Here is a 12,674-nt window from a genome sequence, read left to right on the forward strand (position 1 = left end):
GCTTTTTCAGGCGATGCTGAGGAAGGCCGTCGCCCTCAATACCAATGCGTCTGAACTTTCCGTCTCGCGTTCGCCCCAGCTGCACAAGACAAACTGACGCCCCCGTTTGCCGGAACTCGCCCGCGTCGAGGGAGCCTCTCTGGAACGCTGGGTGCAAAAGTCCATTTTACCTCGAGCGATTTTTTCGATTTACCTTGGGGGATTCGAAGCTCTTGATTCCATGCAGGGCCACAGTTTCCGCACGTCGCCAGCAAACCCTTCGTCGACCGTCGTCGAGACCACACTGAATGTTGGGCGATCGCTGATCACGCGTCTGAGTGCCTTTTTCACACGCGACGAATTGAACGAACGCAAGATGACATGATCGATCCAGGATTCATAGACAGAGCGAAACGGAAGAAGGACTTCGTCGCCGAAATCATCCTCGTGGATTCGCTTCAAAACCTTCAGCAAATTCGCGATCGCAGGCGTCGAGTACAACAAATCGTTCATGGGTGAATGGCTCTCGTTGTCTGCGTTGGTAATGCGGACCGCAAGAGTCGAGCTGAGATAGTCGGTCGTCCAGAGCACACTGTCGAAATCTACGCTTCTCGAAACCAAAAGGTCTGACACCTGCATCCAGACCGGATGCAACGCCTTCTCTGCGTTGGGTCTTAGAAGCTGAAATTCAGGTCCAATTTTCTTCATTGAGTTACGTCCTCCGCGCACACATCGGAATACGCAACCTTCCGGGTCACTGGTATCGCACCGACAGCCAAACACAGTCCGGTGCGACAGTTGCAGTGGCGCAATGGTGCCCCAATCTCGCCACTGACAAGTGTCTGATCACCCCTCGCCGCCGTCCTCATCAAGATACCCGAACTGAATAAGTATTCCCGTCGTCTTTTCTTGTTGGAGCAATCGGTATACGACTGCGGCACCTTCGGCGCACCGGAAGTACGGCACTTGCACATCGTCGTTCAATTTGATGTGACCATGTTGCAAGTCATTCTGAAGTTGAGAGCAATACTTCTCCATGTCAGGCATCATCTCGAAGCAGCGATCGGTTTGTTGTTTGTCAAACAGCCCAAACTGACCATATGCGAACGTCACTTCCCCGACGAGTTCACGCGTGCTTTCCCGGTTGGATTGCTTTGCCTCCATACCGATAGGTTCACCGGACCCATCAAAAATGGCTGCGATGCTGTATTCACCGGGAGGCATTTCGATATCAAGTCCCGAGTCAAAGTACATGCTGGTATCACAAACGCGAAGCACGCTGCCACGAAGAGTTAGGATCACCCCAATTGGTTCGATTCGAAAATCAAGCATTCGCAGATTTGCGTGTGTTGGTGTGGATGCGGATCGGCGTCAGCTAGAATGCGATGGCTGGCAAACGAACGATGAACTTGTACCTCACAGATTCACGTTGGATTTTGCCGCACCGCTTGTCACTGCCTGCTTTAGAATGTCGTCACTCGAACCACGAGGCAACCAGCCTGTTGGCGGTGAGACGCTTTCAAGTTCACTCCAAATCGCCAAGGCGGTGGGTCTCATATTCTGGAGTCCGGTTCGGAACTCCATGGCCGACAGCCATTCAGAGCGAGCTCCCGCCATCATTCGCATGGAGTGGACACCTGATTCCCAGCCCTTTCGCAAGTTCGATCGCAACACACGGCTTAGCAAGTCTCTCGCGGCAAGCTCAAATTCTTCTCTGGATTTTACGTCTCTGAAACTTAGCTGGGTCAACTGAGCGGCTGCGACGTGCGGACCTAGCTTTCTAGCCACCTGGTACATCGGCAACGATGGATACGCCGCTAGGAAACTCGAGACATTGTCAAACCCGAGATCGCAAAGGCGATCCTCTATCTTTTCCCGCCAACCCATCTCCCAGGCTGTTTCGAAAGAATCGTTCATATTTTCTCCCTGCATGACACTGTCGCATCGCAACTGTTTCCAAACACCTCGTTGAAATACGCCACATCGGCTTACGTTGCACTCGAGCAAATCGAGATGATTGTAAACGCGTGCCCATTCAAAACAGTTGACCGTTTCTCGATATGAATCAAAGGGTAGCGAGAACAGTCCAGCTGATCTGCATGATTGTGCCGAAACTCTCCATTCGACTCGACGATCAGTTCTGCGACTGCAACTACGCGATGAACAATCTGCACCGAATTGGATTTGGAGTCGTTTGGCTAATCCGCAGAAAATACGTTTCGCCAACTTCGGTCTCGAAATCGACAGACTCGAACGTCCACTGGTTCAGCAAAAGCGCGTCAGCTGCGTGCTTGGCCACGGCGATTCCATCTTCATCATACAGTTCCAGCACAATTCGGTTGGCTGCTTCCAGCTGTGTCACTGGATCAAAAGCCTCCATCCCAGCCCACATCACACCAGCCCGCGTGATGAAATTGGCAGCTTCGATGCGATACACGTCCATGTCCTTCGTGTCGTGGAGGTCCGTTGCGAAGCGTGTGTACAAACCATCGCTGGGATCCTGTGTACCTGTGGAAGGGAGCACCATGTCCCCGTTTTGAAGATCAAGCGGTTGGGCATCTGTGAACGTGTCTGCGACGTCATCCGTCTGCGATACCACTCTTCGGCCAATCTGAAGATCCATTTCAAACGTCCCCTCACCTTTGGGGCTCCAGACGGCAAGCACGTAATCTCGAGTGGCATTGTCAGTCGCACTGGACAGTTGCTCTGCCAAGTAGTTCTGGTCGTGCCACTTTGCCGGATCGCCCAACTGCACGCCGTCAGTCAGATTGAACAATCGAAACCGGAGTGAGACGTCTGTGATGATCGCGGGGGAACCAGTCGGCGTATTCACCAAAACGTTTAAATCCGAGGATGTGAACCGAACGAATTGCACGTCATCAATACCGTCGAGCTGAATGCTCAAAGGCACAGTGACCCAATCGACGCCGGCACCAAGGATGCTTGTTGGCTCGGCGACAGATTCTAGGTCAGGAATGAGAACGGAATCCGCAGCACTGAGGTCAAAAGCGTTCAAAACGTCGCCAAGTGCATCAATTTGCAAGCGATAGCTTCCTTGGACACTGGTCTCTTCATTCGACACGACCGCCACGTAGTTTTCACCGGCGGTCAGCTCATAACTCTTTCTGATGAATCGAGAGACGAAGCTTTCAAAGGGTGCTTCGACGACCCGAGTTGGTTCAACGAGCACACCGTCCGTCGTGAAGAGGTCCACCGTTCCGATCCCTTGAATACCCAACTGTTCGCTGCGGACAACGGTCAACCACGCCTCCGCAGTGGACGCGGTGAATTCGAATGCATCACGATCATTCTTTCCATCCAGATTGGAGTAAACCTCATGCGAGATGGGGGATATTGTGATCAGCGTTGCTTCGAAAACGGATCCATCATGTCCATCAATGCCCATGATCTCGTCTGGCACCATCGGAATAGGCGTGTACCCACGGATCAACTTGTATTCTCCTGTCGATCCATCGATGGAGGAAACCTGCACAAACAGCATACGCTTGGGATTGCCCAGTTCATCGACAAATTCCTTGAGCGTCGGCATGAAGAACGAGACACCAAGCGAATTGCCGGAAACAATGGTTGTGAGCGGTTCCAGCACGTTTCCGCCTCGATCAAGCAGCGTGATTTTGATGCCCATCGGGTCGTGGGTGTGAACACTGAATGTCGCGACGTTCGATATTCCCGCGACGTAAAACGTGTCCAAGTCATCCGCCGAATCCAAATTGGAAACAATCGTCTCAGCCGTAGTGGTCGTGAATCGGGTTGCAGACAGCAACTCGTCAGAATGACGGTCGTTGCCGAGTTCCGAGTCAGGAGATTCACTTGACGCGAAGACATCAAACGGAGTCTCAATATCCGTTTGCGGCAACTCTTGACCAATCGCGATCGTGAGTTGATACCAGCCCACGGCTCCACGGTCCGACCAAACACGCACAAATGATTCCGCGTTCAATTGTTGATCGGTGGGCAATGTGTAGCTGGCGATGTCCAGTGCTCCGTCGCTCTGGAAAATCGGATCCGCTCGGTCAATCACTTTGCCTTCTGCATCAAGCAGTTCAAACTGAATGCCTGCCACGCCAATGACGAAGACGTTTGCAACGGCTGTGGTTGGAACACGAAAAACATCGACATCCTCGCTGGTTTCGAGGCGTTGATCGAAAGACAAAACCTCGCCGCGAAAATGCAATTCGGCGGCGTCCGCGAGCTGGTTCCCGACTTGGTCATCCAATTCCAACGAGCCCATTGAACCAATCGGTGGTGGCGTTGCGCCGGAGTCACGAACCTGAAGCTTATACCGGCCGACCTGCGAACTGACGCCAGCAACCCGAATGAAGACTTCGCTGGGGCGGTCTACCAAATAAGTTGCTGAGTTGACCTCTCCAGTGTTACTGAGTGTCGTCGTCGGCTGCAGAGAATTCATCTCGGCATCGTAGACATCAAACCGCACCGGAAAATTGTCACGTCCAATGATGCTAACGGTAATAGCGTTGCTGATGCTGGGCACACGGAACCAATCCTGATCGCCGGTTGTGTCGATGCTCGCATTCACCTCGGCCTGCTGGTCGAACGTTCGAACTAAGCTTGCATCACCAAAAACATCAGCATGGGCGTCGTTGCCAATCGGCATCTCCGTGCCAATCGTATTCATCCAGCCAAAGCCAGGTAGGTTGGAGACTTGAACGGATGGCCAATCTTGCAACTCAAACTGCAGAACATCCATCGAGTACCCGAACGATTCGGCGCGTCCGGAAGTCAGTTCCACCTCGATTTGATACTGACGCCCGACATGAGTGGGGAACTTGAACCCTTCAAAGTCTTTGCGATCCCCCATCTCAGATGCCACCGCAATCTCAACGCCAAATTCGTCAAGGACACGCACCTTAACGTGAGATTCTTCCGCCAACGAATTGACATCGACGGCCGCAAAATTTTGGTCAGCGGTGAAGCTGAACCGATCGATTGGTCCTGCCGGTGACAGAACGCTCCTTGAGCGAGCAAAGTCATTTCGATAGACCAAATCGGTTGCTGCGACGGAGTCTTCCGACAATTCTGCTCCCGTCCAAACCGCTTCCTCCGGTTGAACGAGGATCCCTTGATTGAGTCGATTGATGACTCGCAACGAATCGATTGCGCTGACTTCGCCATCTCCATTGACATCGTAATGAATTCCCTCTCCACCAAGGATTGGCGGAACATGCGTTTTTAAGATGGAGGAATCAGGTCGATTGAGTCCGTTGACGACAACCAGCGCATCCAATGCCGTTACTTCACCGTCACCGTTGACATCCGATGCATCAAGAGGATCCGTCCAGGCACTGAATCCGACATCACCAGCAAGCATCTGACGGGATTCAAGAACTTCGTGACGCAGGCGTTTTCGATTTGGATTCATCGTGACTTCAGCGGGATCACTCGAACAGGTTTTCATAGTTGAAGACGACGTGGTTCGCCTTCAATCTGATAGACGTGAAATTCGGGCCCCTGTCACGCGAAGAAATCGAAATTTGTTCTGGAACGAGTCGCATCACAAACTGTCGAATGGATTTTGATCGTCGAGTATTCAACGCGTCTGCATCGCGGAGGATGCTGTAGACGTCGACGAATGTCCCAGATCCTGTGTTGATCAGATGGAATCCTGAAGGTTCGGATCACTTGGGTTGCGGTTCAACTCTTCGAGCTTTTGGCGGGGACTGAGACCGTCCGGCGACTCTTCTATCGATCCCGGATCATCTACAGATCGATCCTCTTCAACGATCGGTGAGAGTTGCACTCCCGCAATGATCTTGTCCACTGTCTCACGCCATGTTTTTGCTGGGGGACTGGGTCTCAAGATTGCGGCAATATCCACGAAGTCCTCTCCCAGATTGCCTGAGTCCTGGACGGGCTTCGACTTTTGCGAATCTTCTTGCATGCTCCATGGCGTCGAGAAAACCCGAAAATGCAAACGAAACTCGGACTGAAACGTTTCCAAGAACGCTCCTTCCAAGAACAGAGCTTCGTCATAGAACAATCCGTCATACTTCGACTCTCGCTCCTGTGGATTGTCTTCCTCTTCGGTGTCGTCTTCACGGCTTCCGGACGATGCCTCGCTTCGGTGTTTGAAAGGCGTTCTGAAATCTTGCGACTGGGCGACCTGGTCCGGATCCTCGGATCGATCTTCTTTGCCCTCCACTTCCCCGCGTCGTTTAAAACGCAATTCGAAACCGTTGTCTCGATACGTTGGGATGAACGAGACAAACGACTCCGAATGAGGATCCAATGCACCCCAGTTCGAAGAATCTTTCGTATCAACTCGCTCCAGCAAAGGCGAAAACACTTCGGGGTATGAGAGAACCAAATCGCCCGTGTCGCCACTGCTTGGACCGCGTCCAGCATCCGTTGGATCGACACGAGCAACCGACGGAAACTCAACGCTGGATGCTGCAATGTTTTGATTTCCAATCACATTACCAGCCCCAAAAAGCAGCACCGGCTCCAACTGGTCCGCGGCTGGCGCAACTTGGATGCGACTCGGAAGATCAGTCCCAAGTACGACAAAAGGAACGTCAATCAAAAGCTGCTCTGCACTACCGTAAGGATTCAAATCGCTCGAAGTCCCACCAAGGTTTCGAAGAATCCTCCCATCCATCTCGGGTGCGGCATGACTTGAAAAAGATTCGTTCAGTAAAACGTTGCCCGTTGGTCTGAGATTGTCACTGAACTGAAGATCCACCCAAGCTTGGAAAACTCCCCCGAATCCACTGTTGCTTGGATTTTCGGACGTGAGGTCCCTCAAGTCTTGAACGTAAACCTTCGCGTAGTACTCAATTCCAACCTGCAGATTTTCGATTGGGCGATGCAGTGAATCTCGAACGTCAACTCGAAATCGCACCATCGGCGAATCGCTCGAGCCGGTCAGCCCAGGTGATGACGTTTCCGATTGATTCGCAGGTGCTTTCGTATCAGAACTTGTGAATTCGTCAACGATGGCCTGAAGCCGCTGCGGATCCATCCCATGTGCTGCGATTTCAGCTTGTAATTCAGCGACGATATCAAGCACATTGGCCGCAAGCGAAAGACGTGGCTCCATCAATTCAAATCGCAGAGTTCGAAAGCCTGTCATGGTGCAAAACCTTCTAAGTTTTTCTGGACGCCGGCCAAAGCCTCTTGGTACCGATCCTCATTGGGAAGACGCTGAACCAATGATCGCATCAAATTACGAGCTTGGATTGTGGCGTGCAGAGCCTCTGGCATACGAGATTGTTGAGACAACAGTCGACTGAGGTTGTTGTAGGTGATTGCGAGCTCTTCGGCGTAGCGAACCGCCATCGGCATTTCCTCAACGATTTCCCGAAGATATGCAACTGAATCCTGATAGCAGACAACGGCATCATCGTGCCTCCCCAAACGCATCAACAGGGCAGCCTGATTGCTTAGGCTCTGTGCCAACGCGTGTTTCTTCTCGAAGTCACGCCTGTCTCCATCAGACGGACCTCGGTCATGATCCGGCCTGCGTCCCACTCGCAGCAGGTCAATCGCCTTTTGGTTCATCCCGAGTGCTCCTTCCAAATCTCCATGCTGAGCGAGGTGGCTGAGGTTGTTCCAGATCTTGGCCGCGATCAGTCGGGTCGATTGGCTCTCGGATTCCATCCGAGACAATTCGTCGATCGCACGCTCCAATTCGCGCTTCGCATCTTCCTGGCGATTGACGGATGAAAGTAACAATCCATAGTTGCCCCGTACCATTGCCATGGTTTCATGACGATCGAGTGATTCGAGTCGTTGGATCGCTTTTTGGTAGTTTGACTCAGCTTGGGGCGTTTCTCCGTGTTCCGCTTGCAGGACCGCAATGCTGTTCAGACAAAGTGCCAATTCGTGCTCATTGGCTGGTAACGGTGGCAACTCAAGCAAAATGGTTGCAGCTCGCTGATAGGTCGCCAACGCTCTTCGAGTGGCGCCAATCTCTTCGATGATTTTTGCCGCTCGCAGATGAGTTCGAGCCAATTCATTCCGGAGTTCTGGGGCTGCCTCCACTTCGCCCGCAAATCGCTCGTAGTATTGAAGCAGCGCGCCAACGAGATCCTCACGCACGGATTCGGCACCGGCAACACCACGCAATCGTTCCGCGGCCATCAAACCGAAATGATCCAGCACCTCACGGGTTTGCTGAAAATTGGCCTGAGCTTTTTCGTAGTTGCGAGCGGCCATGACGAGGCTACTATCCGATTGCGCCAACGCCGATCGAAGAGCGGAGCGTTGCTGCACGAACTTCAGCATCGCCATGAGCGACAACACCAACGCGACCAACACAGCAGCCGCGGTAGAAGCAACAACACGCCGGTGGCGAACCGTCCACTTGGTAACTCGATCAGAGAGCGACGGTCGCCGGGCCAATATTGGAAGACCATCTGACACTCGCCTCAGGTCTTCTGCCAGGTCCCCTGCCGCTGAATAACGTTCGGCGGGTTCCTTTGCCAATGACTTGATCAATACCGTCTCGAGGTCGCGTGAGACCTTTGGATTGCGACGTCGAACGCTTGCGGGATCACTCCCATCGAAGCGTTCACCACACAACATCTCGTAAAGTGTGACTCCAAGCGAATACACATCAGCGCGATGATCGACGAACGAGGCTTTGCCCAGCGATTGCTCCGGACTCATGTAGCGAAGCGTGCCGACGACCGCGTTGCTACCCGTGATTCCATTCACATCACTGCCGTTTCCTTGCCGGCATCGTGCCAACCCGAAATCAGTCACCCAAATCTTGCCGTCCTGGTCCACGATCAAGTTGGAGGGTTTGATGTCTCGATGGATGACACCATACCGGTGGGCATGGTCAATCGCGTTGGCAACTTGGAGGGCCCAGCGAATCGCATCTTCCACCTCAGGCCGGTCGGTATAGATGAATTCATCGAGAGAACGTCCTCGAATCAACGGCATGCTGTAGCAATGGATACCGTCTTCGATTCCGGCACCGTAGATCGGCACAATGTTTGGATGGTGCAAACCACCTGCGGCCTGAGCTTCAAAAATGAACCGTGCGACTTGCTTCTGATCCAATGTGATGGACCTCGGCAAAATCTTCAGTGCCACGATTCGTTCGAGCGAAAGTTGCTTGGCCTCGTAGACAATCCCCATTCCGCCACGGCCAATTTCCCGTATCACCTCAAAGTCACCGATGGTCCGTGACGCAAGACCACCCCAAACTGGCGCAGGGGAAGCAGACTCACTCTCCGGTGCAAATCCATGCAAAGCGTCCAAACTCGTGAGCAAACCCGGCAGCCGATCCTCGAATCGACCATCCGAATAGCGTTCCTGGCATTCTGCGATGAAATCATGGTGCGTTACGGAGCCCGCCGAGCGACGTTCCAGATATTCCTCCAGAACCGACAACAGACGTTCATCAGTGGTATCAAGATCAGCATTCATGGTTCACTTTCCGTCTGGAGTTTGTCTCGCAGAGCTTCAATCGCACGCAGCCAAAGCATCCGCACCGCTCCGTGAGATCGATCCATCTGATCAGCGACTTCCGGGAAGCTGAGACCTTCAATGCTCCGTAATAGAAGCACTTCCCGGTGATCTTCGCTCAACTCCGCCAAAGCATTAACGACGCAGACGCTCCGCTCTTGATTAGCAAGCTGTGTTACGGGTGTCGGATCGCTAGCTGCCAACACATTTTCGAGTCGAACGGAGGACTGGTCGACCCATTTGCCAACGGTATCCAACGAGATTTCCCGCCGTACATCTCGAGCTTGCGCATCCACATGAGTTTGAATCTTTCGCGTCAATATGGCTCTCAACCAAGTCACAAACTCGCCTCCAGTGCTGCCGCGAAACTCACTGAAGCCACGTGCCGCGTTCAGCAACGTCTCCTGAACGACATCCGACTCGCTCGCTCTCACGCGTAGCCGAGCTCGAATTTGCGAAGCGGCCAACAATCGCACGTAGTTTTGATACAGACCAAACAGCGTGCTTAGCGCAGCAGCATCGCCATTTCTCGCTGCTTGGAGCAGTCGGTCAACCTGGGTGTAGTCAGAGTTTTTCGGTGGGTTCAATTCGATTTCGCTGCTCCTTTAAAACACCGGAATTGCAGACACGTCCAAGTGATAGACAGGGATCACAGTGAATTGTCACGCAAAAAATTTGACAGTGCGAGGTTTCTAGCCAGGAACCACGATTCCTGCAGCCTAGCGAATCGAGTAGCAACAAGTTCGTTGCGTATTTCGAGCCTGGGTTGCTCGACCGCTCTCATGCCGACTTTGGCGAGATCTGTGCGACTGAACAACTGGCGGCGAACGCACAACAGAAAGTGCGCGACAGTTTGCTCAGGAGACTGCATTCTCGTCTGGGCGAAGTCGCGGTGGCCTGCTAAAATCCCCGTTCCGGATGGGTGGCCGAGTGGACGAAGGCTCTAGTCTTGAAAACTAGCGTAGGGGAGACCTTACCGTGGGTTCGAATCCCACCCCATCCGCTTCTTTTGAACTCGGACGTTCCTTGCGAATGGCTGGGATCCAAAGGGCAATCGCAGGAGCCATCCCGGCCGCGAATCAGCCGAGTAGCGGCTGCAACAATTGCCGGCGAGTGACCACGCTGCCGATCTTTCCGCTGGCCTCGTACAAAACCGCCACATCGCTGTGAGCGTCGTATAAACGCAGCAGTACGCCCAAATGCCGGTCGGTCAACGCACCGCGAACAATCGGCAGCGGCGCAGGAACCTGCTCTTGATAAACCAAATCAGAGTATCGGTAGAAACCGATGATCCGACCTTTGCGACGCACCAAAATGATGGGGTGGTTTTGCCTGCGTGCTTGGCGACGGGCAAGTTCCAAATCGACGGGAGAGTCCACAACCGCCAATCGCTCGGGACGCACACCAAACTGAATGGCTGGCCCATTGCCGACATCAAAGACATTCTGGGCCAGGTTGCGTTGTCCCACCGCCAGAATCCCCGCGTCTTGCCCCGCTTGAAGCACCTGGTCCAAATCACCACGTGCCATCGACAGACGCAAGCGAAACGGGGTTTCGCCGGTCAGCTTCTGCAACGCATTGCCTAGCAAGCTGAGCAACAACGAGATCGGAGCAAACACAATCGTCGCGATCAACAACAACCAACGAGTGCCCCGCAAAAGTCGATAAGGTGCTTGATAGAAAAGGTGCTTTGGCAGTAGTTCACCAAACACAAATACGACCGGCGTCATCATCACGGTGGCAGCCAATTCGATCGCTTCCCCACCACCTATCAACGCACCAACGAACATCACGATCGCCAAACTGGTCAGGTAGTTGGCCAGGTTGTTTCCGACCAAAGTTGTCGCGACAAAGATCGCGGGATGGTTGATCATCCACACCAGTCCGCGGCCGGCGAACGAACCGCTCAGCCCATCCAGCACCAATCGCGTGCGTGAGACCCGGTACAGCCCGGTTTCGCTGCCGCTGAAAAACGCGGAAAGCATCAACCCGATTAAAAAGACACCTACAGCCAACATCATGATGATGAACGCTCCGAGTCAGGGCCCAACCAAGCTTCGATCCAGATCCCGTCTTCGTCTTCTTCAGTCACCACCAGTTCGTATTCCGCCAACGGAGCGACATCTCCGGCACGCGGAACGCGTTCATTGTGACGCTGAATATGCCCGCCAACGGTGGCGGTACGTTCTTCGGGCAAATCAATCTCCAACGTTTTCGCGAGCGCACGCAAACTGGTCGATCCAGGCATTCGATAGTGCTTGCCACCCAATTGTTTAATTTGATCTTCGGCAGCGTCCAATTGATCCGTACTCGCCAACACGCCTCGCAGAATGTCATCGACGGTCAGTGCACCAACGACTTCACCAAACTCGTTGACGACAACCGCCATCGTGATGTCTTGTTCGTCCAACTGGTCGTAGACCTGAGCAATTTTTGCGGACCATGGTACATGCAGGACCTTTTCGACCGCCGAAGGCAAATCGTCAATCTGCTGCGGCCGGAGCAGTCGAACCGCAATCGAACCGAGGATTGTTTGACCGGAAGGATCCTCGGGATCCGCGACAATGAGATAGCCGCCCGGAGGAGATCCTTCCGCCAAAAGCGATGTTTCCAGTGGAGGTGAAACAATCATCAGCTTGCTACGCGGACGCATCATTTCGTCAGCCTGGATTTCCGCCATCATCACCAAAGATCGAAGTGCCAACCGTTCTCGTCGGAGCAACGTTGCGTCATCGGTCCCAAGTTCGATCGCACGTTCAATGTCCGTCAATTCGATCTCTGGTTCGGGCTCGAATGTCGGCCACAGCAAACGCCCGGCGGCTTCGTTGGCCCATTTCACGAACGGCAAGATCGGCGAAACGATTCCGACCGCAATTGTCATTGGAACGCCAACCATCAAAGCAATTCTCGTTGGCGTCATCACCGCGAAACTCTTGGGCAACATCTCGCTGAAGAAGATGATCGTGAGCAGACAAACCAGCGTGAAGATCCCAGGCCGCGAAAGATCCGCGGAAACGATGGCGACCAGCGTGAAGTACGTCATGTTGATCAGCAGATTCCAAAACAGGATCGCAGCCAACAATCGATCCGGCTCCGCAAGCAACAACGTCACCACACGTCCCGGCGCACCATTGCGGCCAATTCGTTTGCGATCACGTTCTTTCAGCGAGAACAGAGCGGCTTCACTGCCGCTGAACAGTCCACTGGCGACAATGAGTACGAGCATCGCGACCAACATT

8 protein-coding genes and 1 tRNA gene are annotated in these 12,674 nt (G+C 53.4%); 1 reads left to right on the forward strand and 8 read right to left on the reverse strand.

Annotation, left to right across the window (positions count from 1 at the left end; genetic code table 11):
- Positions 1-189 precede the first annotated feature (189 nt).
- The 6 genes from RB_RS28095 to RB_RS12260 form a co-directional block, all read right to left on the reverse strand.
- Positions 190-492 carry a hypothetical protein gene (locus RB_RS28095; protein ID WP_231846440.1) on the reverse strand — a complete coding sequence of 101 codons (303 nt, stop codon included), beginning with the start codon at positions 490-492 and terminating at the stop codon, positions 190-192.
- A 333-nt stretch (positions 493-825) separates the two neighbouring features.
- Positions 826-1,311: a hypothetical protein gene (locus tag RB_RS12240; RefSeq protein ID WP_011120726.1), complete on the reverse strand. Its 486-nt coding sequence runs from the start codon at positions 1,309-1,311 to the stop codon at positions 826-828.
- Between the two features lie 820 nt (positions 1,312-2,131).
- Positions 2,132-5,380: a dockerin type I domain-containing protein gene (locus tag RB_RS12245; RefSeq protein ID WP_231846441.1), complete on the reverse strand. Its 3,249-nt coding sequence runs from the start codon at positions 5,378-5,380 to the stop codon at positions 2,132-2,134.
- A gap of 231 nt (positions 5,381-5,611) precedes the next feature.
- The gene (locus tag RB_RS12250; RefSeq protein WP_011120730.1) at positions 5,612-7,090 is read right to left on the reverse strand and encodes a hypothetical protein; all 1,479 of its coding nucleotides are present in this window, start codon (positions 7,088-7,090) and stop codon (positions 5,612-5,614) included.
- A complete protein-coding gene (locus RB_RS12255; RefSeq protein ID WP_011120731.1) occupies positions 7,087-9,396 on the reverse strand; it encodes a serine/threonine-protein kinase in 2,310 nt (769 codons plus the stop codon). Before RB_RS12255 ends, RB_RS12250 begins: the two co-directional genes overlap by 4 nt.
- On the reverse strand, positions 9,393-10,022 hold the full coding sequence (locus RB_RS12260; protein ID WP_011120732.1) for a sigma-70 family RNA polymerase sigma factor: 630 nt from the start codon (positions 10,020-10,022) through the stop codon (positions 9,393-9,395). The genes RB_RS12255 and RB_RS12260 overlap by 4 nt, the downstream gene beginning before the upstream one ends.
- Positions 10,023-10,351: 329 nt before the next feature.
- On the opposite strand from RB_RS12260, the gene RB_RS12265 reads away from it, so the two are divergent.
- A tRNA-Ser gene (locus RB_RS12265) sits at positions 10,352-10,438 on the forward strand.
- A 76-nt stretch (positions 10,439-10,514) separates the two neighbouring features.
- Here RB_RS12265 and RB_RS12270 read toward each other — a convergent pair.
- Positions 10,515-11,456, reverse strand: coding sequence for a CNNM domain-containing protein (locus RB_RS12270; RefSeq protein ID WP_007324277.1), 942 nt, complete (start codon positions 11,454-11,456; stop codon positions 10,515-10,517).
- Positions 11,453-12,673 carry a CNNM domain-containing protein gene (locus tag RB_RS12275; RefSeq protein ID WP_007324278.1) on the reverse strand — a complete coding sequence of 407 codons (1,221 nt, stop codon included), beginning with the start codon at positions 12,671-12,673 and terminating at the stop codon, positions 11,453-11,455. The genes RB_RS12270 and RB_RS12275 overlap by 4 nt, the downstream gene beginning before the upstream one ends.
- Position 12,674: the final 1 nt, after the last annotated feature.

This window comes from Rhodopirellula baltica SH 1 (assembly GCF_000196115.1).
Lineage (GTDB): Bacteria > Planctomycetota > Planctomycetia > Pirellulales > Pirellulaceae > Rhodopirellula > Rhodopirellula baltica.

Excerpts from the sequence above, each read along its gene's own strand:
- RB_RS28095 (WP_231846440.1), bottom strand. The coding sequence starts at position 492 with ATGAACGATTTGTTGTACTCGACGCCTGCGATCGCGAATTTGCTGAAG.
- RB_RS12240 (WP_011120726.1), bottom strand. The coding sequence starts at position 1,311 with ATGCTTGATTTTCGAATCGAACCAATTGGGGTGATCCTAACTCTTCGT.
- RB_RS12245 (WP_231846441.1), bottom strand. The coding sequence starts at position 5,380 with ATGAATCCAAATCGAAAACGCCTGCGTCACGAAGTTCTTGAATCCCGT.
- RB_RS12250 (WP_011120730.1), bottom strand. The coding sequence starts at position 7,090 with ATGACAGGCTTTCGAACTCTGCGATTTGAATTGATGGAGCCACGTCTT.
- RB_RS12255 (WP_011120731.1), bottom strand. The coding sequence starts at position 9,396 with ATGAATGCTGATCTTGATACCACTGATGAACGTCTGTTGTCGGTTCTG.
- RB_RS12270 (WP_007324277.1), bottom strand. The coding sequence starts at position 11,456 with ATGATGTTGGCTGTAGGTGTCTTTTTAATCGGGTTGATGCTTTCCGCG.
- RB_RS12275 (WP_007324278.1), bottom strand. The coding sequence starts at position 12,673 with ATGTTGGTCGCGATGCTCGTACTCATTGTCGCCAGTGGACTGTTCAGC.